The 23479-nt window shown below is 60.6% G+C and carries 22 protein-coding genes; 6 read left to right on the forward strand and 16 right to left on the reverse strand.

Annotation, left to right across the window (positions count from 1 at the left end):
* The first annotated feature begins 234 nt into the window (after nucleotides 1-234).
* The 3 genes from AB4N64_RS19640 (at nucleotide 235) to AB4N64_RS19650 (ending at nucleotide 3118) form a co-directional block, all read left to right on the forward strand.
* On the forward strand, nucleotides 235-645 hold the full coding sequence (locus tag AB4N64_RS19640; protein WP_460117622.1) for a DUF4398 domain-containing protein: 411 nt from the start codon (nucleotides 235-237) through the stop codon (nucleotides 643-645).
* A gap of 45 nt (nucleotides 646-690) precedes the next feature.
* Entirely contained in the window at nucleotides 691-1485 is a 795-nt protein-coding gene (locus AB4N64_RS19645) for an OmpA family protein (protein ID WP_460117624.1), read from the forward strand.
* A 211-nt stretch (nucleotides 1486-1696) separates the two neighbouring features.
* Nucleotides 1697-3118 carry a metallopeptidase domain-containing protein gene (locus AB4N64_RS19650; RefSeq protein ID WP_460117625.1) on the forward strand — a complete coding sequence of 474 codons (1422 nt, stop codon included), beginning with the start codon at nucleotides 1697-1699 and terminating at the stop codon, nucleotides 3116-3118.
* A gap of 55 nt (nucleotides 3119-3173) precedes the next feature.
* On the opposite strand, the gene AB4N64_RS19655 is transcribed toward AB4N64_RS19650, so the two are convergent.
* The 16 genes from AB4N64_RS19655 to AB4N64_RS19730 form a co-directional block, all read right to left on the reverse strand.
* Nucleotides 3174-3503, reverse strand: a complete 330-nt coding sequence (locus AB4N64_RS19655; protein WP_460117627.1) for a hypothetical protein — start codon at nucleotides 3501-3503, stop codon at nucleotides 3174-3176.
* Nucleotides 3500-4414: an alpha/beta hydrolase gene (locus tag AB4N64_RS19660; protein ID WP_460117629.1), complete on the reverse strand. Its 915-nt coding sequence runs from the start codon at nucleotides 4412-4414 to the stop codon at nucleotides 3500-3502. The genes AB4N64_RS19655 and AB4N64_RS19660 overlap by 4 nt, the downstream gene beginning before the upstream one ends.
* Before the next feature lie 143 nt (nucleotides 4415-4557).
* A complete protein-coding gene (locus AB4N64_RS19665) occupies nucleotides 4558-5835 on the reverse strand; it encodes a flavohemoglobin expression-modulating QEGLA motif protein (protein WP_460117631.1) in 1278 nt (425 codons plus the stop codon).
* 33 nt (nucleotides 5836-5868) lie between these two features.
* Entirely contained in the window at nucleotides 5869-6423 is a 555-nt protein-coding gene (locus tag AB4N64_RS19670; protein WP_460117633.1) for a hypothetical protein, read from the reverse strand.
* Complete coding sequence (locus AB4N64_RS19675) at nucleotides 6420-6554, reverse strand: hypothetical protein (protein WP_460117635.1); 135 nt, start codon at nucleotides 6552-6554, stop codon at nucleotides 6420-6422. Before AB4N64_RS19675 ends, AB4N64_RS19670 begins: the two co-directional genes overlap by 4 nt.
* Before the next feature lie 22 nt (nucleotides 6555-6576).
* The gene (locus tag AB4N64_RS19680) at nucleotides 6577-7278 is read right to left on the reverse strand and encodes a TetR/AcrR family transcriptional regulator (RefSeq protein WP_460117637.1); all 702 of its coding nucleotides are present in this window, start codon (nucleotides 7276-7278) and stop codon (nucleotides 6577-6579) included.
* Nucleotides 7279-7401: 123 nt separating this feature from the next.
* Nucleotides 7402-8904, reverse strand: a complete 1503-nt coding sequence (gene lysS / locus AB4N64_RS19685) for a lysine--tRNA ligase (RefSeq protein WP_460117639.1) — start codon at nucleotides 8902-8904, stop codon at nucleotides 7402-7404.
* A 112-nt stretch (nucleotides 8905-9016) separates the two neighbouring features.
* A protein-coding gene (prfB, locus tag AB4N64_RS19690) for a peptide chain release factor 2 (protein WP_099093329.1) occupies nucleotides 9017-10112 on the reverse strand; the annotation gives its coding sequence in 2 pieces (ribosomal slippage) (nucleotides 9017-10039 and nucleotides 10041-10112; 1095 coding nt in all).
* 131 nt (nucleotides 10113-10243) lie between these two features.
* Complete coding sequence (locus AB4N64_RS19695) at nucleotides 10244-11248, reverse strand: diguanylate cyclase domain-containing protein (protein ID WP_460117641.1); 1005 nt, start codon at nucleotides 11246-11248, stop codon at nucleotides 10244-10246.
* Nucleotides 11249-11293: 45 nt separating this feature from the next.
* Nucleotides 11294-12304 carry a chemotaxis-specific protein-glutamate methyltransferase CheB gene (gene cheB, locus AB4N64_RS19700; RefSeq protein ID WP_460117643.1) on the reverse strand — a complete coding sequence of 337 codons (1011 nt, stop codon included), beginning with the start codon at nucleotides 12302-12304 and terminating at the stop codon, nucleotides 11294-11296.
* Complete coding sequence (locus tag AB4N64_RS19705) at nucleotides 12301-14568, reverse strand: response regulator (RefSeq protein WP_460117645.1); 2268 nt, start codon at nucleotides 14566-14568, stop codon at nucleotides 12301-12303. The genes cheB and AB4N64_RS19705 overlap by 4 nt, the downstream gene beginning before the upstream one ends.
* Nucleotides 14565-15248: a chemotaxis protein CheW gene (locus AB4N64_RS19710; protein ID WP_460117647.1), complete on the reverse strand. Its 684-nt coding sequence runs from the start codon at nucleotides 15246-15248 to the stop codon at nucleotides 14565-14567. Before AB4N64_RS19710 ends, AB4N64_RS19705 begins: the two co-directional genes overlap by 4 nt.
* Entirely contained in the window at nucleotides 15245-16504 is a 1260-nt protein-coding gene (locus AB4N64_RS19715) for a CheR family methyltransferase (protein WP_460117649.1), read from the reverse strand. Before AB4N64_RS19715 ends, AB4N64_RS19710 begins: the two co-directional genes overlap by 4 nt.
* Complete coding sequence (locus AB4N64_RS19720; protein WP_460117651.1) at nucleotides 16501-17031, reverse strand: chemotaxis protein CheW; 531 nt, start codon at nucleotides 17029-17031, stop codon at nucleotides 16501-16503. The genes AB4N64_RS19715 and AB4N64_RS19720 overlap by 4 nt, the downstream gene beginning before the upstream one ends.
* Nucleotides 17031-18653: a methyl-accepting chemotaxis protein gene (locus tag AB4N64_RS19725; RefSeq protein WP_460117653.1), complete on the reverse strand. Its 1623-nt coding sequence runs from the start codon at nucleotides 18651-18653 to the stop codon at nucleotides 17031-17033. The genes AB4N64_RS19720 and AB4N64_RS19725 overlap by 1 nt, the downstream gene beginning before the upstream one ends.
* 113 nt (nucleotides 18654-18766) lie before the next feature.
* Complete coding sequence (locus AB4N64_RS19730) at nucleotides 18767-19450, reverse strand: tellurite resistance TerB family protein (protein ID WP_460117655.1); 684 nt, start codon at nucleotides 19448-19450, stop codon at nucleotides 18767-18769.
* Nucleotides 19451-19686: 236 nt separating this feature from the next.
* Here AB4N64_RS19730 and AB4N64_RS19735 point away from each other — a divergent pair, with 236 nt between their 5' ends.
* The 3 genes from AB4N64_RS19735 (at nucleotide 19687) to ydcS (ending at nucleotide 23451) form a co-directional block, all read left to right on the forward strand.
* The gene (locus AB4N64_RS19735; protein ID WP_460117656.1) at nucleotides 19687-20601 is read left to right on the forward strand and encodes a LysR family transcriptional regulator; all 915 of its coding nucleotides are present in this window, start codon (nucleotides 19687-19689) and stop codon (nucleotides 20599-20601) included.
* Between the two features lie 100 nt (nucleotides 20602-20701).
* Nucleotides 20702-22189, forward strand: a complete 1488-nt coding sequence (locus AB4N64_RS19740) for a gamma-aminobutyraldehyde dehydrogenase (protein ID WP_460117658.1) — start codon at nucleotides 20702-20704, stop codon at nucleotides 22187-22189.
* A gap of 110 nt (nucleotides 22190-22299) precedes the next feature.
* Nucleotides 22300-23451: a putative ABC transporter substrate-binding protein YdcS gene (gene ydcS / locus AB4N64_RS19745; protein WP_460117660.1), complete on the forward strand. Its 1152-nt coding sequence runs from the start codon at nucleotides 22300-22302 to the stop codon at nucleotides 23449-23451.
* Nucleotides 23452-23479: the final 28 nt, after the last annotated feature.

A 23479-nucleotide genomic window follows, 5' to 3' on the forward strand; every position in this document is an offset into this window, starting at 1 on the left:
TGCTCGCTCCTACAGGGTCCGGATACCCCGCCATGCCGCCAAAGTTCCCGTTTTAGAGCCCTGTTCACTCGGTCAAAGTTTTTTTGGGCAACGGGCCATCTTCTCTGAACTTTTAAAAAATGCCTTCGGTCGTAACCAGTAACCACGCCTGGGACGGCCGTTTTAAAACGCCTCGAAATGTTGGTTGCGGCTCCACACCCAGGATGGATTTTCAGTTGTTCAGGAGTTATCCCAATGGAGTTGAAGACCATGAAAATCACTGCCAAGTCCTCATCCAACCCTCTGCGCAGCTTCAAGCTGGCTGCACTGGCCATCGGCAGCAGCCTGGTCCTGGCCGGTTGTGCCGGTAACCCGCCAACCGAGCAATACGCCGTGACCGAATCGGCGGTAAACAATGCCGTCAGCGCCGGCGGCACCGAGTTCGCCGCGGTGGAAATGAAGGCCGCGCAGGACAAGCTCAAGCAAGCTGAAATCGCCATGCACGACAAGAAGTACGACCAGGCTCGCATGCTTGCTGAACAGGCCGAGTGGGACGCTCGTGTAGCCGAGCGCAAAGCCCAGGCTGTCAAGGCCGAGCAGGCGGTGAAGGACTCTCAGAAAGGGGTTCAGGAACTGCGTCAGGAAAGCCAGCGCACCGTGCAGTAAGCGCCGCTTCGACGTACTTCTTTCTCGACTTAAAAGGACGAAACCATGCGTAATCAATTGATGATCCCCGCCCTCCTGGCCGCCAGCGTTGCACTGGCCGCTTGCTCCACCCCGCCGAACGCCAACCTTGAACAGGCCCGTACCAATTACAGCGGCCTGCAAGCCAACCCCCAGGCAAGCAAAGTGGCGGCGCTTGAAACCAAGGAAGCCAGCGACTACCTGGACAAGGCCGACAAGGCTTATCTGGACCGCGAAGACGAGAGCAAGGTCGACCAGTTGGCCTACCTGACCAACCAGCGTGTCGAAGTTGCCAAGCAGACCATTGCCCTGCGCACGGCTGAAGCCAATCTGAAAAACGCTGCGGCCCAACGCGCCCAAGCCCGCCTGGATGCGCGCGATCAGCAGATCAAACAGTTGCAGGACAGCCTCAACGCCAAGCAGACCGATCGCGGTACGCTCGTGACCTTCGGTGATGTGCTGTTTGCCACCGACCGCGCCGACCTGAAATCCAGCGGTCTGGTGAACATCAACAAACTGGCGCAGTACCTTCAGGAAAACCCTGATCGCAAGGTGATTGTCGAAGGCTACACCGACAGCACCGGTACCGCATCGCACAACCAGTCGCTGTCCGAGCGTCGCGCGGCTTCCGTGCGCACTGCGCTGGTTAAGATGGGCGTTGATCCTGCGCGCATCGTCGCCCAGGGTTACGGCAAGGAATACCCGGTAGCGGAGAACTCCACCGTTTCAGGCCGTGCGATGAATCGTCGCGTGGAAGTCACCATTTCCAACGACAACCAGCCGGTGATGCCGCGTTCGGCAGTGAGTGCCAACGCTCAGTAACGTACCGGCGCAAATCAAAAAGCCCCGCCTGACTTGATCAGGCGGGGCTTTTTGTTTGATATCACTCGACGAGTCTATGTGCAGAGGTGAGCTGACATTCAGGTAGGAACCTACCGCTGGTCGTCACCTGTCATTTGTGACAGTAGGCGAACCCGGTTATTGGACGTATCACTGACACTCCCATCGGTGACATGCAACCAGGAGCTCAGCCATGCGAGCGCGGATCGTTTTATCAACCCTGTATACGACGTTGATCCTGACTGGCTGCATACACGTCGACAGACCGCCTCTTCCCGAAACCGAGTTTACGTACGACGAAAGGGACTTCATTCCCAGCGACGTTCCGCTACCGAAACCGGAGGTCAATCAGCGCCCAAATGTCGGCACGAAAACCATGCTGGTCACCGTTACGCATTGGCAGGACGGCAGCCTGCTGAACTATGAGCTGGTTAAAAAACACACCCTATCCCCGGACCCCGATTCATTGCAGTCCTACGTCAGCGCTGCATCAGGCGGCAAAATGACACTCACCGGACAGGTGATCCAGCACACCTCGGGGCCCATGCCGGAGATTTGCAAGACTGGATCGCCCATGCCCATCAATCTTGCCGCCGAGGAAGGCCACAAGGCCGCCAGGGCGAACGGATTGGATGCCGACACATTCGATTTTGTCATCAGTGTCATCCAATGCGGTGGTAACGCATCTGCGTGGAAGCCGGGCAGGTTCATTGGCGTATACGGTCAGCCGGGAAGCCCTCACGTGTACAAGCACGAATTCGGGCACAGCCTGGGTTATTCCCACGGAACTACGTTTACCCAATGCCCGAGAGCAGGAGACACAGTTACAGCGCCGACGGGGTGTACCCCCATTTCTTACGGTGACACGGGCGACTCTGTCTCCGGGGGAGGAACGTTATACCCCGCCAATAACCGCTGGTATTCGGCTTGGCTGGACAATGCGCAAACGGCAGTGATTACGCAGAGTGGGCTTTATCGCCTGACAAAACTTGGCGCGCCAGGGGCGCAGCTCTACCTCATCAATCGACCTGGACTGAAACCCGCGCAACTGGCGATGGAATTCCGTGCCCCGACCCCGTTTGACCATTTCCCGGTGGACGATAACCGGGTCAACGGCGTATGGATCAGATACACCACAATGGCCGCTAGCGTGGATAACACCCAGGTTGATGGCACACCGGAAACAAGCTCGACGGCAGATCCAACGTTTGTCGGCGGCAAGCGTTTTCGCGATGACGAAACGGGCACGACCATTGAAGTCTGCTCGGCCATCAACAGCGGCGCAGTCGTTGCAGTGTCCGTGGGCAGTACGCTGACTCGATGCGCTTCTGCCCTCAGTGCGCCCACCATACGAGTACCGGCGGCGGGCGCGGCACCGGTGTCCAGCCCTGTTGTTTTTTCAGGCACAAGTCGCCCCGGCGCACTCATCAACCTTTCCTACAGAGTGGCAGGGAGCAGCAACTGGAAAGACATCAAGGTGAGCGCCGATGCCCACGGCAACTGGGCCGCCACACTGCCCGAGTTGATATCCGGGAAATACAATGCGCAGGCATGGCAAACAATGGGTAGCAGCGCGTCGCTCGCCACTTTCCGCAATTTTGAAGTCGTGCCCTGACCAACGACCCACCGCGCCTCCCCCTCTTCGTCCCCCAAGAGGGGCAGAGCAGCCCTTACGGCTCCAGCTTCTGCGGCGTTTCCTGGCCCATGCAGCGCACGGCCTGTTTCTTGTTGTTGACCAGCACGCCAGTCAGGCCTTTCTGTTCGGTGTCGAACATCACCAGCACGCCATCAATGCACTGCGCCACTTGCGCGGCCGGTTGCAGGGAGACCTTGTAGTCTTCACCCGGCACGGTCTTGAGCATGGTGAAGTCGCTGAGCAGCAACGCATCCTCCGGCTTGGCAAAGTGCAGGTAGCCGTACCACCACAGCGCCCCGACAGTGCCGAGGATGGTGCAGATGCCGGTGATGATCAGCGGGATGGCGTTACGTTCTTCACTCATTGCGGACTCTCTGGTGGTTCATCTTTTGAATGTTCGGGGGCCGGGTAGTTGGGGATTTCCCCCAACCGACGCAGGCCGTTGAAATGTTGCGGATCGTCGAGATAACGAAGCATCACTTTGCGCCAAACCGGGTCGGCGAAAGTCTGTACATGCCCGCCTCGGGTCAGTTGCAGCACGCGTGGCGGCGGCGCAGCTTGATATAGTCGAATGCCGTTGGAAAGAGGCACGATCGGATCGTCGATACTGTGATAGATCAGCTTGGGCACACCATTGAGTTGCGCCATGGAGTTGATTGCGCTGTCACCGTCAGGCACCAGCCACGATAACGGCACCTGGAAAGCCCAGGTCAGCCAGGAATGACTCAGCGCAAACTGGCCGACACTGCGGTAACTGGCGGGCACGCCGTCGAGGACGAACGCCTTGAGCTGCTTTTGTCGTTCGGGGTGCTGGACCAGGTAGTGCACTGCCATCGAGCCACCGAGACTTTGACCGAGCAGGACCAGTGGTTTTCCTCGAACCTGTGGCGCTTCGTCCAGCCACTTGAACGCGGCATCGATATCCTGGTAAATCGCCGGCAGGCTTGGCTGGCCTTCAGACAATCCGTAACCGCGATAGTCGATCAGCAGGACCTGATAACCCTCCTCCGGCAGCCAGTAACTGCCCCCCAAATGCATCGGCAAATTGCCGCCGTTTCCGTGAAGATGCAGCACCGTGCCCTTGACCTCGACGCCTTCTTTCGCCGGCAGCCACCAGCCGTGCAGCTTGAGGCCGTCGGCGGTGGTCAAGGTGACGTCGCGAAATTCGAGCTTGGCTTTTTCCGGGGTGAACAACTGGCCGGGTTCGGGATAGAACAGCAGCGAACTGCAACCGCCGAGGGTCAGGAGCAGGCAGATGATGCCGAGGATTCTCATCCGTTGGAACCTCGCAATGAAATGGGTTGGAACCGCTCCCTGTAGGAGCGAGCTTGCTCGCGATCGCAATGTATCAGCCAAGTGGCGTGCTGAATGTTAGTCAGTCATCGCGGGCAAGCCCGCTCCTACAGGGTGTGAAGAAATCACAAAATGTTCGAGTAATCCGCCTCGATCCGGTCCAGGCTGAGGTGGTTGAGGAAGTTGGAGAAACACATCCACGCTGATAACGCGTTCATGTCGCGGAACTGTTCGGGCAGGTACTTGGGCGGCACCACCAGACCTTCGTCGACCAGCTGACGCAAGGTCCGCATGTCCTCCAGGGTGGTTTTGCCGCAGAACAGCAGCGGTACTTGCTCCAGCTTACCTTTACGCACGGCCAACTGAATGTAGTTGTAAACCATGATGAAGCCCTTGAGGTAGGACAAGTCTTTGGTGAATGGCAGCCCATTGGGCACCGAACCACGGAAAACCCGACTGGCGTTGCCGTAGCTTTCCGCCATCTCGAAGCCCTGCTCACGGAAGAACTCGAAAACCTGCAGGAAATCCGCACCCTCCTCCACCATGTGAATGGCCCTGGTGCGGTTGGTCAGCTTGCGCAGGCGACTCGGGTAGGAGGCGAACGTGATGATTTCCATGAGGATCGCCAGGCCTTCCTGGGTCACCGTCGACGAGGGCGGGCCCTTGGACAGGAAGGTGCAGATCGGCTGGTTCAGCCCGTTGAGCGTAGTGCCGACGTGCACCAGCCCTTCGTGCACTTCCAGGGCGCGCACATCACGCTCGTTGAACATGGCGTCGGTGCGGATCTTGATGTAGTCGGCGCCCGCCGCCGCGTCCGCGACAATGCCGTCGGACTCGAACACCCGGATGGTTTCCTCGGCCTCGCCAAACACCCTGCTCAAACGGGTTTGTAACAGGTTCACGGCGTCCTTGGCGGTGAGGACTTTCGGTTCGTCCTTCAAGTCGCCCCGGCCATCGATGTTGTTGAGGTAGTCGGAGAGCATCAGGCCGAGGTCGGACAGTGTCGGGTCACCCGCATGAAACGCATCGGACGCCGCGCCGTACAGCTCCTGGGAAATCAGGCCGAAATCCTCGGTGCCACGTGCCTCGAGCATGCGCACCACCATGCGGTACTCCTTGCACATACGCCGCATGATCTGCCCGACCGGGTTGAACTGGCCGAGCTGGCGAGTAATGTCGCGCTCAATGTTCTGGAATTCCAGTTTCACTTTGCTCGAATCGAATGACAGCGGCCGATTGAGGTAGTAGTCGCGGTCCACCGCCGGCATTTCCTTGCCCTTGGCCTTGAGGAAACCCTTGCGGATGTTCTCGTCCCACTTCACCGCATCGAGGACGCGGATCGGCGTCTGCGCCAGAACGATGCGATCGGACAAAACACGGATCGTTTGCTGGTAATCGTCCACCCGAAACTCCTGTAGAAACCGTTGCGTACTGGGTTATTTGGCTTTGGCTTGACGCTGGTAGCGCACGGCCTCGACGAACACATCGGAATTGGCCGGATCGTCGAGGTAGGCGAAGACCTGGTCCATGCCGGTGGTGATCAACACACCGTCACCATCGTCGGTCTGGAACCCTTCGCCGCTAAGGACTTTCTGCCCCAGGGCCTGTTTGATCTGCTCAAGGTCGAGGTTGTAGACCACCAGTTCATTTTTGTCGGTGATTTCGAAACCGGCAATGGTGAAGTGGCCACCGAACTGCGCGGGCACCTTCGCCGACAGGTACCAGCGACTGCCATGCCGCGAAACGGTGAAAGGATAGGCTTCGCGTTCCCGGGGCCGTGCCTTGAAGTAGCTGACTGCCTGATAGCGATTATCGCCGACACGCGTCAGCTCAAGACTCAGCGGCTCTCCCCAGGCGTTGGTGCTGGTCCATTTCCCAAGCATGCCCTTCGGCGCGGGGTCGTTCGCAGGCAGTGGCTCCTTGAAGGTCACCAGGCAGCCACTGAGCAGCAGGAACGACAAGGCAATCACAACCACGCGCCAGGCTTTCATTCGATACTCCATTGTGGAATGTGCGCCTCTCTCCCCCGTCCATCTGTAGGAGCGAGCATGCTCGCGATGGACGACTGGACACCGCTGGGTGTCAGGCTGCCCGCGTAATCGTTGACGTCCATCGCGAGCATGCTCGCTCCTACAGGATAGGGATTAAACCGAAGCGAGCACCAAATGCATATAACGCGTGAGTATGCCGAGCATTTCGGTTTCGGCATCGGGCTCTGCTTCGTTGAGCAGACCCTGATATTCCATCCGTCCGATAATCGCCGTCAACACTTTGGCATCCTGCAGTGGTTCCCGGGAGCCCAATACCTCAAATAGCTGACACGAACCCTGCAGGAGAATCTGCTGATGGGAGCGCACCAATTCGGCCAGGCGCGGGTTCAACAGCGCCTCCTGACGGAACGCCTGCTCAGCCATCAAATGTTCACGTCGGTTGATCAGTTGACGATGAACATAGTCGGCCATCAACCGCGCAATATCGTCCGCCAGTTGCGAGCGTGACTCGGGGCTGCCGTCGCCGCTGATCACCATCTCTCGCAACAAACCTTCGTTGTTCACCCACAACTTGGCCATGAACGCCGCGCTGCGCTCCACATATTGAGCAAAGGTATCGGTGAGCAGGTCGTCGATATCCTTGAAATAGTAAGTGGTGGCCGAGAGCGGTACAGCGGCCTCCGCCGCAACCGCACGATGGCGAACGGCACGCACGCCGTCGCGCACAACAATGCGCATGGCCGCATCCAGAATGTCCTGACGACGCTGCTCACTGCCCTGGCGGCTGGCCTTGCGCCCCTGGTACTGAACACTTTCGGCGACCGCAGTGGCGATATCGGAAGAACGAGGCGACAAGTTTCAAGCTCCAAGCTACAAGTTCAAAACGCACGGAGCTGGCTTGCAGCTTTGCGCTTGAAGCTTGCAGCTGCCGCCTGTCCGTAGCAAAAAAAAGCCGCCTGGTTCAGAGGCGGCTTCCATTTACGCTTGTGGCCGCATGTGCGGGAACAGGATCACGTCTCGGATCGACGGGGAGTTGGTCAGCAGCATCACCAGACGGTCGATACCGATGCCTTCACCCGCGGTCGGCGGCATGCCGTACTCGAGCGCGCGAACGAAGTCGGCGTCGTAGTGCATGGCTTCGTCGTCGCCGGCGTCCTTGTCGGCCACCTGCGCCATGAAACGCTCGGCCTGGTCTTCCGCGTCGTTCAACTCGGAATAGGCGTTGGCGATTTCACGACCACCGATGAACAGCTCGAAACGGTCGGTGACGTTCGGGTTGTCGTCGTTGCGACGCGCCAGCGGCGACACTTCGAACGGGTACTGGGTGATGAAGTGCGGCTGCTCCAGCTTGTGCTCGACCAACTCTTCGAAAATCATGACCTGCAGCTTGCCCAGGCCTTCGAAGCCCAGCACCTTGGCACCGGCTTTCTTGGCGATGGCACGCGCCTTGTCGATGTCGTTGAGGTCGTCAGCGGTCAGCTCGGGGTTGTACTTGAGGATCGAGTCGAACACCGACAGACGCGCGAACGGCTCGCCGAAGTGGAAAACCTTGTCGCCATACGGCACGTCGGTGGTGCCCAGAACCAATTGCGCGAGCTCACGGAACAGCTCTTCGGTCAGGTCCATGTTGTCTTCGTAGTCAGCGTACGCCTGATAGAACTCCAACATGGTGAATTCCGGGTTGTGACGAGTCGAAACGCCTTCGTTACGGAAGTTGCGATTGATCTCGAACACTTTTTCGAACCCGCCAACCACCAGGCGCTTGAGGTACAGCTCAGGCGCGATGCGCAAGAACATTTCCATGTCCAGTGCGTTGTGGTGGGTTTCGAACGGCTTGGCCGCCGCGCCGCCAGGAATCGTTTGCAGCATCGGCGTTTCGACTTCCAGGAAGTCACGCTTCATCAGGAAGCTGCGGATGTGCGCAATAACCTGGGAACGCACGCGGAACGTCTGGCGCACGTCTTCGTTGACGATCAGGTCAACGTAACGCTGGCGGTAGCGTTGCTCGGTGTCGGACAGGCCGTGGTGCTTGTCCGGCAGCGGACGCAGGGATTTGGTCAGCAGACGTACGTTCGTCATTTCAACGTACAGGTCACCCTTGCCGGAACGCGCCAGGGTGCCTTCGGCGGCAATGATGTCGCCCAGGTCCCAGGTTTTCACGGCGGCCAGGGTTTCTTCGGACAGGGTCTTGCGGTTGACGTAGACCTGAATGCGACCGGACATGTCCTGGATCACCATGAACGAGCCACGGTTGAGCATGATGCGACCGGCAACCTTGACCGGGATTGCAGCCTCCGCCAGCTCTTCCTTGGTCTTGTCCGCGTACTGTTTCTGCAAATCTTCGCAGTAGTTGTCACGGCGGAAGTCGTTCGGGAAGGCGTTGCCCTTGGCGCGCTCGGCAGCCAGCTTTTCCTTGCGCAGGGCGATCAGGGAGTTTTCTTCCTGTTGCAGGGCTTGCGGGTCGAGTTGAAGGTCGCTCATGTCTTTAGAAATTCCATCACAGGTTCATTGTCCCCAGCCTGCGGCCGGGGATCGCGGGCAAGGCCCGCTCCCACATGGGCTGCGGTGAATCAGCAGCCAGCGTTACTCATCTTTACAGCCCGGACTTCAGGCTGGCTTCCAGGTATTCGTCGATGTCGCCGTCGAGCACCTTGTCGCAGTCACTGCGTTCGATGTTAGTGCGCAGATCCTTGATCCGCGAAGCATCGAGTACGTAGGAACGGATCTGGTGGCCCCAGCCGATATCCGACTTGGTGTCTTCCAGCGCCTGGGAAGCGGCGTTGCGTTTCTGCATTTCCTGCTCGTACAACTTGGCCCGCAGCATTTTCATGGCGGTGTCCTTGTTGGCGTGCTGGGAACGTTCGTTCTGGCAGCTGACCACGGTGTTGGTCGGTACGTGGGTGATACGTACGGCCGAGTCGGTGGTGTTTACGTGCTGACCGCCGGCACCGGACGAGCGATAGGTATCGATGCGCAGGTCTGCCGGGTTGATCTCGATTTCCACCTTGTCGTCGATTTCCGGGGAAACGAACACCGCAGAAAAGGACGTATGGCGACGGTTGCCGGAGTCGAACGGGCTCTTGCGCACCAGGCGGTGCACGCCGATCTCGGTACGCAGCCAGCCAAAGGCGTATTCACCCTTGATGTGAACGGTCGCGCCCTTGATGCCGGCGACTTCACCCGCTGACAGTTCCATGATGGTCGCGTCGAAGCCGCGCTTGTCGGCCCAGCGCAGGTACATGCGCAGCAAGATGTTCGCCCAATCCTGGGCTTCGGTGCCACCGGAACCGGCCTGGATGTCCAGATAGGCGTTGTTCGGGTCCATTTCGTGGCTGAACATACGGCGGAATTCGAGCTTGGCGAGGCTTTCTTCAAGGCGGGCCAGCTCGGCGACGACATCGCCCACCGCGCCTTCGTCGTTTTCCTCGACAGCCATGTCCAGCAGGTCACGGCAATCGGCCAGGCCCGCGTTCAATTCGTCGAGAGTATCAACGATCTGCGCCAGCGCTGAACGCTCGCGGCCCAGCTCCTGGGCGTATTCAGGTTTGTTCCAGACACTCGGATCTTCAAGCTCGCGATTGACCTCGGTCAGACGCTCATGCTTTTGATCGTAGTCAAAGATACCCCCGAATGGTTTCGGAGCGCTCGGACAAGTCCTTGATAGTGTTCAGGATCGGGTTGATTTCCATGGCGGGCAGCACTCGTAGGCGAACTTTTGAAAGCCGGCGAGTATAACGCCAAACGACTGCCAGCGGCAGTCCGCTTGGCCGAAAACGCCCGCCTCTCCCCCACAGAGTTTGTGGGGGGAGAAAGGTGAGGTTCAGGCGATGCCGACCTGGTTACGGCCATTGTGCTTGGCCTGGTAGAGCCCCTTGTCCGCCGCCGAAATCAGTTGCCGGCAATCGCCGCCGGGCTGCGGCGTCAGGGTCGACAGGCCAATGCTGATGGTCAGGCTGGCCCCTTCGCTCGGCGCAATGTGCGGAATTTTCAGCCCGGCCACGGTCTGACGCAGTTTTTCCGCCACGAGTCGGGCGCCGCCCGGTGAGGTGTTGGGCAGGACCAGCGCGAACTCCTCTCCGCCATAACGGGCCGGCAGATCAGACGGGCGGGCGCTGGCGTCGCGAATTGCGTTGGCGACCTTGCGCAGGGCTTCGTCACCCTCGAGGTGGCCGAAGTTGTCGTTGTAGGACTTGAAGTAGTCCACGTCGATCATCAGCAGCGACAACTGACTCTGGTCACGCAGTGCACGCCGCCATTCCAGTTCCAGATACTCGTCGAAGTGACGGCGGTTGGACAGCCCGGTCAGGCCATCAGAATTCATCAGGCGTTGCAGCACCAGGTTGGTGTCGAGCAATTGCTGCTGGCTGACTCGCAACGCGCGGTAGGCCGCGTCCCGTTGCAGCAGGGTGAGGTAGGAGCGCGAGTGATAGCGGATACGCGCGACCAGTTCGATGTTGTCCGGCAGCTTGACCAGGTAATCGTTGGCCCCGGCCGCGAACGCCGCGCTCTTGATCAGCGGGTCTTCCTTGGTCGACAGGACGATGATGGGAATGTCCTTGGTGGCCGGATGATTGCGGTACTCGCGCACAAGGCTCAGGCCATCAAGACCGGGCATGACCAGATCCTGAAGGATCACGGTTGGCTTGATGCGGACCGCCTGGGCAATCGCCTGGTGCGGGTCGGCACAAAAGTGGAAATCGATGTTTTCCTCGCTCGACAACCCCCGGCGAACGGCTTCGCCGATCATGGCCTGATCATCCACCAGCAGGACCATCGCTGCTTTTTCGTCACCCGTCTTGAAGTCGTCGAGTTGTAGATCATTCATATGCGGTCACCTGATCATCTGGACCAGAAGTGCTGCGAAATGTAGTCATTTAGGGAAAATCTCCAGCAAACGCGGCGCTATCTTGTCCAGGGCGCGAATCTCTACGGCGGCATCGATGGCCGCGGCCGCCTTCGGCATGCCATACACCGCACTGCTTTGTTGGTCCTGAGCAATGGTCAGGTAACCTTGTTGACGAAGGAGTTTAAGCCCCTGGGCGCCATCGCGCCCCATTCCGGTCAATAAAACCCCTACTGCGTCACCATTCCAGTAACTGGCCACGCTTTCAAAAAACACATCGATCGAGGGTCGATAGATTTCGTTGACCGGTTCGGCGGTATAGGCCAGCGTGCCATTTTTCAGCAGGCGAATGTGATGATTGGTGCCTGCCAGCAGTACGGCACCAGGCTGGGGCGGCTCACCTTCGCGGGCCAGGCGCACATTCAGGCCGCTGGCGCTGCTGAGCCATTCGGCCATACCGGCAGCAAACACCTGGTCGACGTGTTGCACCAGTACGATCGCCGCCGAAAAATCCCGCGGCAAGCCCTTGAGCAGCACTTCCAGCGCCGCCGGCCCGCCCGCGGAGGAGCCGATGGCAATCAGGCGCTGACGCGAGGGGCTGCCGCGCGATGGGGTTGGCGTCTGGCGTTCGCGATTGACGCGGTCGCCAATCAGCCAGCCGATGTTCATGATCTTGCGCAGTAGAGGTGCGGCAGCCTCCTGAGGGTTACCGGCACCCAGCGCGGGGGTATCTACCACATCCAGAGCCCCATGCCCCATGGCCTCGAACACCCGATGCACGTTCTGCTGGCGGTCGACGGTGACGATCACGATGGCGCACGGTGACTCAGCCATGATCCGCCGAGTGGCCTCGACGCCGTCCATGACCGGCATGATCAGGTCCATCAGGATCAGGTCCGGGGTATTTCGCGCACAATGTTGCACCGCTTCGGCGCCATTGGCGGCCACCCAGACCACTTCATGGGCGGGGTCGAACGCGAGTGCGCGACGCAGCGCCTCTACCGCCAGGGGCATATCGTTGACGATTGCGATCCTCATGCCCTTGCTCCTCCGATGAGCTCAACCACTGCATCAAGCAGGGCATCGTCATGAAAACTGGCTTTGGCTAGATAATAGTCGGCTCCAGCGTCCAGTCCACGACGTCGGTCCTCTTCCCTGTCCTTGTACGACACCACCATGACCGGCAGCGATTGCAGTCGATTGTCCCGGCGCAGCAAAGACACCAGTTCAATGCCATCCATGCGCGGCATGTCGATGTCGGTGATCAGTAGATCGAACGACTCCGAACGCAGGGCGTTCCAGCCATCCATCCCGTCGACCGCCACCGCCACGTCGTAACCGCGATTGATCAGCAGCTTGCGCTGCAACTCGCGCACCGTCAGCGAATCATCGACCACCAGGATGCGCTTGCGGGCCACTTCAACCGCCTGGTTTCCCTGCCGGGCGATCCGCTCCAGGCGACCGGTGTTGAGCAGTTTGTCCACCGAACGCAGCATGTCCTCGACGTCGACGATCAGCACCACCGAACCGTCATCGAGCAAGGCGCCAGCAGAAATGTCCTGCACCTTGCCCAGCCGCTCGTCCAGCGGCAGGACCACCAGCGTGCGCTCGCCGATAAACCGCTCGACTGCCACGCCGTAGACCGCATCGCGCTCGCGGATCACCACGACCTTGAGGGTCTGCTGATCGTTCTGGCTGGCCGGGCGCTGGAGCAGTTGGCTGGCGGCCACCAGGCCGACATGCCGGCCTTCATGCCAGAAGTGCTGACGGCCCTCGACCTGCACGATGTCCGAGGGTTCCAGGTCGCACATGCGCTCGATATGTGCCAGCGGGAACGCGTACGCCTCATCACCGACTTCCACCACCAGGCTGCGCACCACCGACAGTGTCAGCGGCACTTCAAGATGAAAGCGACTGCCCTCGCCCGCCGTCTGTTCCAGCACCACCGCCCCACGCAACTGGCGAACCATATGCTGGACGGCATCCAGGCCGACACCGCGACCGGACACTTCGGTGACCTTGTCCCGCAGGCTGAACCCCGGCAAAAACAGGAATGTCAGCAGTTCTTCTTCGCTCAACTGGGCAGCGGTTTCCGCAGGTGACAATTGCCGCTCGACCACACTGCGGCGGACCTTTTCCAGGTCGACTCCATTGCCATCGTCGCTCAGCTCCAACACCAGCAAACCGGCCTGATGGGACGCTCGCAACCGAATCAGGCCTTCTTGCGGCTTGCCCGCCAGCAGCCGTTGTTCTGGCGACTCGATGCCGTGATCGACAGCATTGCGTAACAGGTGCGTCAACGGTGCCTCGAGTTTCTCCAGCACGTCGCGGTCAACCTGGGTTTTCTCGCCCTCGATTTCCAGCCGTACCTGCTTGCCCAGGCTGCGGCCCAAGTCGCGGACCATGCGGACCTGACCACTGAGCACATCGGCGAACGGACGCATACGACAGGCCAGTGCAGTGTCGTACAGCACTTGTGCCCGCTGACTCGCCTGCCAGGCGAACTCGTCCAGCTCGGCGTTCTTTTCCACCAGCAGTTGCTGGGATTGCGCCAACAGGCGGCGGGCATCTTCCAGCGCCTCTCTCGCCTCCAGGCTCAAGTCGTGGTCTTTGAGATGAACGTTGAGGTTTTCCAGTGCGCGCAGACCGTTGTTCTGGATGCGTTTCATGCGCTGCATCGTGGCCAGGTGCGGTTTGAGACGCAGGGTTTCCACCAGGGATTTGCTCGACAGGTCGAGCAGGCTGTTCAGGCGCTCGGCCGTGACGCGCAGGACCCGCTCACCGTTTTCGGTGGTGCGCTTGGTCTTACGTGGCGTCGCGACAGGCTCCGGGGGCATTGCGATGACGGGCTCGGGCGGCAGGGGTTCAGCGATAATCGCAGAAGCTGGCGCAGTGATAGGTGCGGCGGGGGCCAGCGGATCCAGCAACCGCGCCATCAGCGCCACGTAGCTCTCGATTTCCACAGGCGTCGGGGCATGGCCGGGCGTGGCGATGCGCATCAACAAATCGGTGCCTTGCAACAGCGCATCGATGTGTTCGGGACGCAAGTAAAGACGGCCTTCCTGCCCACTCACCAGGCAGTCTTCCATCACATGGGCGACGCTCACACCGGCGTCGATGCCCACGATACGCGCCGCGCCCTTGAGCGAGTGAGCCGCGCGCATGCACGACTCGAGGTGATCGGCCTGGGTCGGATCGCGCTCGAGCGCCAGCAGACCGGCGCTGAGCACCTGGGTCTGGGCCTCGGCTTCCAGGCCGAACAGCTCCAGCAAAGAGGCGTCGCGCATTTGTTCGGGGGTCATGTCAGGCTCCGGGTCACGGCGGACAGCAGCTGTTCTTCATCCAGCCAGCGCAGGCTGCGACCTTTGAATTGCAACACGCCACGGGTGTACCTGGCATTGGCATGAGCCCCGGAACGGGAGGCCGCATCGAGCGTGCGCTCGTCAATGGCATGGATGCCGTCCACCTCATCCACCGGCACCACCACCGGCCCGCCGTGAGCCGCGACGATCAACATGCGCGGCATCACCCGCGCGCCGTTCGCCACACTGCCCGCAGCGTCGAGCCCCAGCAACTCCACCAACGACAGGCAGGCCACCAGCGCACCGCGCACGTTGGCTACGCCGAGCAAGGCCCGCGAGCGCTGATGGGGCAGCGAATGTATCGTTTGCAGCGGCGCCACTTCCACCAGGCTGCGAGTGGCCAGTCCCAGCCATTCCTCGCCGAGACGGAACATCAGCAGCGAACGGGTCTTGACCTCGCTCTCGACCACGGCGCTGATGTGCCCGCGATCTTCCTGCTGCAACGCATAGCGGTCCAGCAGGCGCGTGGCCGCCGCCGAATAGACCGAACAATTGCGGCAATGGATGTGCTCGACCAGCAACGGGCAGGACTTATCGCCGTGTATGCCAATCCGGTTCCAGCAATCGTCGATGGCCTGGGCGTTTTCGTGGGTCAGGCTAAAGCCGTCGGTGGCACTCATCGTTTGCGCTCACTGTCTGCGCGCTCGCTGCGAGCGGCGCGGTCCTGCAATCGTCGGGCACCGGCGGTATCGCCTTGGGATTGCAGCAAGGCCGCCAGGTGCATCAATGCCTCGGGGTGCTGCGGGTCGAGATACAGGGCCTTGCGGTAAAAACCCTGAGCCTCCAGACCACTGCCGGCGACATCGCTGAGCAGCCCCATCCAGTAAAACACCTGAGCCACCGGTTCATGGCTGCGCAGATACAGCTCGCAGGCAGCCTTGGCCTCGGCGCCCCTGCCTTCGTTGGCCAGCGCCGCGATGTTGGCCAACAGCGCCGCAGCATCGGGGTTGGCCGCCTTGCTCACCGGCAGCGGCGTCACCGACGCGAAAGGACGGCTGCGAACAGGCGGCGCCACAGGGCGCACCGGTTGCCGCACCGGCAATGGCGGTGTTGGCGCAAAGGTGGGAGTGGGTTCAGGTGCAGCCTGACGCCTGAACGCAAAGGACTGCGCAACACCGATTGATCGCATGCCGAACCGCCCGAGCAGGCTGCCTTCCGCCGGGCCGATGAACAGCACGCCATCGACGTGAGTGAGGCGTTTGAGCACCTCGAACACTTGCTGCTGGGTCGGTTGATCGAAATAGATCAGCAGGTTTCGGCAGAACACGAAGTCATAAGGCGCCTCGTTGACCAGCAATGCTGGATCCAGCAGATTGCCGACCTTTAGATGCACCTGTTCCTGCACCCGCTCATCAAGGCCGTAACCCTCGCCTTCAGGGCAGAAGTACCGTTCGCGAAAGGCCAGGTCCTGGCCGCGAAAGGAGTTCTTGCCGTAAAGCGCGCGCCGCCCCTTTTCCACCGACAGCGGGCTGACGTCCATGCCTTCAACCTTGAATTGATGGGGCTTGAGCCCCGCATCGAGCAAGGCCATGGCAATGGAATAGGGTTCCTCACCAGTGGAACAAGGCAGGCTGAGAATCCGCAGAGCGCGAAGGTTGTTGATCTCCTCCAGACGCTTGACCGCCAGTTTTGCCAAGGTCGCAAAGGACTCCGGGTAACGGAAGAACCAGGTCTCGGGCACGATCACCGCTTCGATCAGCGCCTGCTGTTCTTCTCGCGAGCCTTGCAGGGTCTGCCAATACTCATCGGCCGTCTCAGCGCGCGATGCCGTGGTGCGTTGGCGTACCGCACGCTCGATGATCGCAGGTCCCACCGACGTCACATCAAGGCCGATGCGCTCCTTGAGAAAATCAAAAAAACGTTGGTCGCTGTTCACGGGTGCTCCTCAAGCAGGCCCAGGTCCAGTGGCGGTGACGGAAACAGCAGCTCGCGAACGTGTATATTCAGCAGGTCGGCAACCCGGACCCATTGCAACAATCCCTGGGCATCCTCCCTGACTGGTCCGAGGTAGGGCGCCTGGCGGTTGTCGAAGCCATAGGGCTGAAAATCTGCCGGGTTGCAGCGCAGGGTATCGGTGGCCTGCTCCAGAATCAGCCCGAGCCGGTGCGATTGCGCGCTCTCCTGCGGGCAATAGTTGACCAGCACCAGACGGGTGCTGGTGCGCGCCTGGGCTGCCACGCCGAAGGCCAACGCGCTGAGATCGATCACCGGCACCACCGCACCACGATAGCCAAACATCCCGGCCACCCAATCTGGCGCTTGCGCGATTGGCTTGAGCGGCAGGCGCGGCAGCACTTCAACGACCTCGGTCGCTTGAAGGGCATAGCGTTCACTGCCGATGTGAAAGACCAGGAACAATGTCGCCGGTTTCACGGCAGAGCGTTTGGCCGTGAGTTCGCTCATCAGACTTTGAATCGCGAAACGCCGCTGCGCAGCCCGACGGCTACCTGGCTCAGTTCATCGATGGCGGAACTGGCCTGACGCAGGGATTCGACCGTCTGGCTGCTGGCATCACCCAGTTGTACCAATGCATGGTTGATCTGCTCGGCACCGGTGGCCTGGGCCTGCATGCCTTCGTTGACCATCAGCACCCGTGGCGCCAGCGCCTGCACCTGATGAATGATCTGTGACAGTTGCTCGCCAACCTGCTGCACCTCGTACATGCCACGGCGCACTTCTTCGGAGAATTTGTCCATGCCCATGACCCCGGCCGAGACCGCCGACTGGATCTCGCGCACCATCTGCTCGATGTCGTAAGTGGCCACGGCGGTCTGGTCCGCCAGACGACGCACCTCGGTGGCAACCACGGCAAAACCACGGCCGTACTCCCCAGCCTTTTCCGCTTCGATGGCCGCGTTCAACGACAACAGGTTGGTCTGGTCGGCGACCTTGACGATGGTCACCACCACTTGGTTGATGTTGCCAGCTTTCTCGTTGAGGATCGCCAGTTTGGCGTTCACCAGGTCCGCGGCGCCCATCACCGAGTGCATGGTCTCTTCCATCCGCGCCAGGCCTTGTTGCCCGGAGCCGGCAGCCACCGAGGCCTGATCGGCGGCGGTGGAGACTTCGGTCATGGTGCGCACCAGGTCACGGGAGGTGGCGGCGATTTCCCGCGAGGTCGCACCGATTTCCGTCGTCGTGGCGGCTGTTTCAGTGGCAGTCGCCTGCTGCTGCTTGGACGTGGCGGCAATTTCGGTCACCGAGGTAGTGACCTGTACCGATGAGCGCTGGGCTTGGGAGACCAGCGACGTGAGTTCGGCCATCATGTCGTTGAAGCCGGTTTCGACTGCACCGAATTCGTCCTTGCGCTCCAGGTTCAAGCGTCCGCTGAGGTCGCCGGTACGCATGATCTCGAGGATTTCGACGATGCGATTCATCGGCGCCATGATCGCGCGCATCAGCAACAGGCCACAGAGGGCGGCAGCCAGCACCGCGACCAGCAGGGAGATGCCCATGATGAGTTTCGCGGTGGCCACGGCGTCGTCGATGTTGGCCATGTCTTGATCGGCGACGACCTTGTTTTGCCGCAGGATGTCATTGAGTTTCATGCGCCCGGCCTTCCACGCCGGGGTCAGTTGTTCGTTGAACAACTTGATCGCGTCGGCTTCCTGATTACGCCTGCGCAAGTCGATCACGCTCTCCAGGGCTTTGCCGTAATCGGCATGGAGCTTTTCGAAGACAGCGAATTCGAGCTTGTCCTCATCCGTGGTGACGGTGGCACGATAGTCGGCCATCGCCTCCTGCACACGGGCATCAAAACCCTTGAACAAGGCGGTGTCTTCAGCGCTGAAGCCCTGCGCCTCCTTGAGCCCCAACATCTCCTGGATCTGCAGATAACTGTCGACCCAAGCCCCCCGAATGACCGAGCTGTAGTACACCCCCGGCAGCGCATCGTCACGAACGCTGGCGTCACTGGCCTCGATCTTCAACAACCGCGAATACGAGACGACGACCATCAGCAACATGATGGCGATAATTACCGCAAAACTCGCCAAGATGCGTTGGCGCAACGTCCAGTTCTTCACAGTCAGTCCTCGGGGCCACTTCAAATGCTGGGGAGTATAGCCGAGGGCGGTGTGTCATTTATAAGACAGATGCGCAGTACGTCTCATCCTGGCGAACCAAGGGGCTGCGGGCGCTACAGGGCGACCTGACGAACCTGGTTTTCCAGCTCGGCCTTGAGGCCGGGAGCCAGTTGCAACTGGCGAGCGAGCTCCTCCAGGTAGGACTTCTCCATGAAACTCTCCTCATCCACCATCATCACGCTGGCAATGTACATTTCGGCCGCCATTTCCGGCGTACTGGCGGCGCTTGCCACGTCGGCGGGATCCAGGGGTTTGTTCAGCTCGGCATGCAGCCAGTGCTGCAACTCCCGATCAGTGTCGAGGCGGGTGAATTCGCCTTCGATCAACTCGCGCTCACGTTCATCGACATGCCCATCCGCCTTGGCAGCGGCCACCAGCGCCGTGAGAATCGCCTGACTGTGCTGTTCCACCTGGGCCGCCGGCAAGCGGTCCACGGTTTGCGGCTGATAACCCGAAGCAACGCCCTGCTTTGCCTGCCAGATGCCAAACGCCTTGTAGGCGATCAACCCCAACACCCCAAGCCCTCCATAAAGGGCGACCTTGCCACCGACCTTGCGCACCTTCTTGTTGCCCATCAACAGCCCCAGGGCACCGGCCGCCAACGCACTGCCGCCCGCGCCCGACAGCATGCCGCCCAGTGCACCTGCGGACGCCTTGCCCTGAGCGCCCAAGGTCTTTTTCTGCAGCAGATCCTGGCCGGACCGGAGCAATTGATCGAGCAATCCACGTGTATTCATGTTTATCGCCTCCAGTGAGTAACGCAAGAAGGCTCCCAGACTAGATCGAAACACCGAAACCACGGTGGATGGGAGTGCTTCGGGATGTTGCTCGGACCGCTCGCGTTGCTGGCCCCTGGCGTCCGGTGCCTCGCCTGGCCCCATCGCGAGCAAGCTCGCTCCTACCGGGATGTCATCTAATAAAACGATATACACTCGAGGAAATCGATAAAAACCGCCCACCCGGTACACACCTCATGATGACCTTGCGTCAAATTCGTCACTTCATTGCCGTGGCAGAGACCGGCTCGATCTCTGCGGCCGCGCAAACAGCGTTCATTTCCCAGTCGACGCTGACCTTGGCCATCCAGCAATTGGAGCAGGAAATCGGCGTGGGTCTGTTCAATCGTCACGCCAAGGGCATGACGCTCACACACCAGGGTCACCAATTCCTGCGCCAGGCGCACCTGATTCTGGCAACGGTCGATAACGCCAAGCGCAGCCTGCAACAAAGCACCGACCAGGTAGCCGGCCAGTTGATCGTCGGCGTGACCAGCCTCGTCGCCGGCTACTACCTCGCCGACTTGCTCACCCGCTTCCAGCGAGCCTACCCCAACGTCGAAATTCGCGTCATGGAGGACGAGCGGCCCTACATCGAGCACTTGCTGGTCAGTGGTGAAATCGATGTCGGCGTGTTGATCCTGTCCAACCTCGAAGACCGTCATGCCTTACAGACGGAAGTGCTGACTCACTCACCCCATCGACTATGGCTGCCGGCGCAGCATTCGCTGCTGGAGCACGACAGCATCAACCTCGCCGACGTGGCGCGCGAGCCATTGATTCAATTGAACGTCGACGAGATGGACCGCAACGCCCAGCGCATGTGGTCGGCGGCCTCGCTGCAACCGCGCATCACCCTCAAAACCGCTTCGACCGAAGCGGTGCGAAGCCTGGTGGCGGCGGGCCTGGGCGTTTCGATCCAGCCGGACATGACTTACAGGCCGTGGTCGCTGGAGGGGGACATCATCGAGGCACGGACCATCGCCGACCTGAGCCAGACCCTCGACGTCGGCCTGGCTTGGCGCCGAGGCACCGCAAGACCGGCGCTGGTTGACCCTTTCCTGACCGTCGCCCGGGAACAACCTCACGGCGGACGCAAGCCATCTATTTAATCGAACGCCACCTTCAGTATTTAGTATTTGTCGACCTCGGGCCCGGGCACTAGTCTTGATTCATCTATAAAGACGGCCGGCCCCAGTCACAGGGAGTCCCATGGCCACACAAGAAAAGAGAACCCGAAAGATGGCTGGCGCGCAGACTCCGTTGTTCACCGCGTTGTTGATCGATGGCGAATTGGTCGCGGGGCAAGGTTTTGTCGAGCCCATCCTCAACCCTGCCACCGGCGAGGTATTGACCCACATCGCCGAAGCCAGTATCGAACAAGTCGAAGCCGCCATCCTGGCAGCGAATCGTGCCTTTGCCAGTTGGTCACGGACCACGCCGCAGCAACGCGCCAACCTGCTGCTGGACATCGCCAACGCCGTGGAAAAACAGGCTGACCTGCTCGCCCGTCTCGAGTCGCTCAATTGTGGCAAGCCATTGCACCTGGCCCGTCAGGACGACCTGACCGCCACCGTCGACGTATTTCGCTTTTTCGCCGGTGCCGTGCGCTGCCAGACCGGGCAGCTCAGCGGTGAATACCTGCCCGGCTACACCAGCATGGTGCGTCGCGATCCCATCGGTGTCGTTGCATCCATTGCGCCGTGGAACTACCCGATCATGATGGCCGCGTGGAAAATCGCCCCGGCCCTGGCGGCCGGTAACACGCTGGTGTTCAAGCCGTCCGAGCATACGCCACTGTCAATTCTGGCTCTGGCGCCTGTGCTGGCGGAGATCCTGCCGCCTGGCGTGATCAACATCATATGCGGTGGCGGCGACGGGGTCGGCAGCCATCTGGTGAGTCACGGAAAAATACGCATGGTGTCGCTGACCGGCGATATCGTCACCGGACAGAAAATCCTCCAGGCCGCCGCGAAAACCCTCAAGCGCACGCACCTGGAACTTGGCGGCAAGGCGCCGGTGATCGTGTGCAACGATGCCGACATTCAAGCGGTGGTCGAGGGTGTACGCAGCTACGGTTACTACAATGCCGGCCAGGACTGCACAGCCGCGTGCCGCATTTATGCGCAGGCCGGTATTCACGACCGGCTGGTGGCCGAACTCGGCGCGGCGGTCAGCAGCCTGCGCTTTGCCGGCAAACGCGACGCCGACAACGAAATCGGTCCACTGATCAGCACGCGCCAACGTGACCGCGTGGCCAGTTTCGTTGAACGCGCTCTGGGCCAGCCGCACATCGAGCGTGTCACCGGTGCCGCCGTGCATTCCGGCGCCGGCTTCTACTATCAGCCGACCTTGCTGGCCGGTTGCAAACAGAACGATGAAATCGTCCAGCGCGAGGTGTTCGGGCCGGTGGTGACCGTCACCCGTTTCGAAGGGCTGGAACAAGCGGTGGATTGGGCCAACGATTCCGAATACGGCCTGGCGTCATCGGTCTGGACCCAGAACCTGGACAAGGCGATGCAGGTCGCGGCCCGGTTGCAATACGGCTGCACCTGGATCAACAGCCATTTCATGCTGGTCAGCGAGATGCCCCATGGCGGCCTGAAACGCTCGGGCTACGGCAAAGACCTGTCCAGCGATTCGCTCCAGGACTACAGCGTGGTGCGGCACATCATGGCCCGCCATGGACGGGAGCTTTGAGCTACAAGCTATAAGCGTCAAGTTGAAAAGCGGACCGCTGTGTCTTGCAGCTTGCGGCTCGAAGCTGACAGCTACTCTTAACAACAATCTAAAAAAACCAGGGGTATTCCATGTTCATGCACAAGACCGCACTGCTGAGTGCAATCACTACCGCGTTGCTGGCCAGTGTCGGCGTCCAGGCGGCCGAACCATTGAAGGCCGTTGGTGCTGGCGAGGGCCAGTTGGACATCGTGGCGTGGCCGGGCTACATCGAGCGTGGCGAAAGCGACAAGGCCTACGACTGGGTAACCGGTTTCGAGAAGGAAACCGGCTGCAAGGTCAATGTGAAAACCGCCGCCACCTCCGATGAAATGGTCAGCCTGATGGCCAAGGGCGGTTACGACCTGGTGACCGCCTCCGGCGATGCCTCGCTGCGCCTGATCGTCGGCAAGCGTGTGCAGCCGATCAACACGTCGCTGATCCCGAACTGGAAGAACCTCGACCCACGCCTCAAGGATGCACCGTGGTACGTGGTCAACAAACAGACCTACGGCACCCCGTACCAGTGGGGCCCGAATGTGCTGATGTACAACACCAATGTGTTCAAGTCCCCGCCTGACACCTGGGGTGTGTTGTTCAACGCCGAGAACCTGCCGGACGGCAAACCGAACAAGGGCCGTGTGCAGGCCTACGACGGTCCGATCTACATCGCCGACGCGGCGCTCTACCTCAAGACAGCCAAGCCGGAACTGGGCATCCAGAACCCCTACGAACTGACCGAAGCGCAGTACAAGGCCGTGCTCGACCTGTTGCGCGCCCAGCAGCCGCTGATCCACCGATACTGGCACGACACCACCGTGCAAATGAGTGACTTCAAGAACGAAGGCGTGGTCGCCTCCGGCGCCTGGCCGTATCAGGTCAATGGCCTGGTCAACGAGAAGCAGCCGATTGCCTCGACCATCCCGAAAGAAGGCGCCACCGGTTGGGCCGACACCACCATGCTGCACACCGATGCCAAGCATCCAAACTGCGCCTACAAGTGGATGGACTGGTCGCTGCAACCCAAAGTGCAGGGTGACGTAGCCGCCTGGTTCGGCTCGCTGCCAGCGGTGCCCGCGGCGTGCAAGGAGAGCGAACTGCTTGGCGCCGAGGGCTGCAAGACCAACGGCTTCGACCAGTTCGACAAGATCGCCTTCTGGAAAACCCCACAGGCTGAAGGCGGCAAGTTCGTGCCGTACAGCCGCTGGACCCAGGACTACATCGCGATCATGGGCGGCCGCTAAAAGTCATTCCGGTAGCTACTGCGCGACG

This window comes from Pseudomonas sp. S2_C03, assembly GCF_054668405.1.

Bases quoted from the DNA above. Each gene is read 5' to 3' on its own strand.
- AB4N64_RS19640 (WP_460117622.1), top strand. From the start codon at position 235: ATGGAGTTGAAGACCATGAAAATCACTGCCAAGTCCTCATCCAACCCT.
- AB4N64_RS19645 (WP_460117624.1), top strand. From the start codon at position 691: ATGCGTAATCAATTGATGATCCCCGCCCTCCTGGCCGCCAGCGTTGCA.
- AB4N64_RS19650 (WP_460117625.1), top strand. From the start codon at position 1,697: ATGCGAGCGCGGATCGTTTTATCAACCCTGTATACGACGTTGATCCTG.
- AB4N64_RS19655 (WP_460117627.1), bottom strand. From the start codon at position 3,503: ATGAGTGAAGAACGTAACGCCATCCCGCTGATCATCACCGGCATCTGC.
- AB4N64_RS19660 (WP_460117629.1), bottom strand. From the start codon at position 4,414: ATGAGAATCCTCGGCATCATCTGCCTGCTCCTGACCCTCGGCGGTTGC.
- AB4N64_RS19670 (WP_460117633.1), bottom strand. From the start codon at position 6,423: ATGAAAGCCTGGCGCGTGGTTGTGATTGCCTTGTCGTTCCTGCTGCTC.
- AB4N64_RS19675 (WP_460117635.1), bottom strand. From the start codon at position 6,554: ATGCTCGCGATGGACGTCAACGATTACGCGGGCAGCCTGACACCCAGC.
- lysS (WP_460117639.1), bottom strand. From the start codon at position 8,904: ATGAGCGACCTTCAACTCGACCCGCAAGCCCTGCAACAGGAAGAAAAC.
- AB4N64_RS19695 (WP_460117641.1), bottom strand. From the start codon at position 11,248: ATGAATGATCTACAACTCGACGACTTCAAGACGGGTGACGAAAAAGCA.
- cheB (WP_460117643.1), bottom strand. From the start codon at position 12,304: ATGAGGATCGCAATCGTCAACGATATGCCCCTGGCGGTAGAGGCGCTG.
- AB4N64_RS19705 (WP_460117645.1), bottom strand. From the start codon at position 14,568: ATGACCCCCGAACAAATGCGCGACGCCTCTTTGCTGGAGCTGTTCGGC.
- AB4N64_RS19710 (WP_460117647.1), bottom strand. From the start codon at position 15,248: ATGAGTGCCACCGACGGCTTTAGCCTGACCCACGAAAACGCCCAGGCC.
- AB4N64_RS19720 (WP_460117651.1), bottom strand. From the start codon at position 17,031: ATGAGCGAACTCACGGCCAAACGCTCTGCCGTGAAACCGGCGACATTG.
- AB4N64_RS19730 (WP_460117655.1), bottom strand. From the start codon at position 19,450: ATGAATACACGTGGATTGCTCGATCAATTGCTCCGGTCCGGCCAGGAT.
- AB4N64_RS19735 (WP_460117656.1), top strand. From the start codon at position 19,687: ATGATGACCTTGCGTCAAATTCGTCACTTCATTGCCGTGGCAGAGACC.
- AB4N64_RS19740 (WP_460117658.1), top strand. From the start codon at position 20,702: ATGGCCACACAAGAAAAGAGAACCCGAAAGATGGCTGGCGCGCAGACT.
- ydcS (WP_460117660.1), top strand. From the start codon at position 22,300: ATGTTCATGCACAAGACCGCACTGCTGAGTGCAATCACTACCGCGTTG.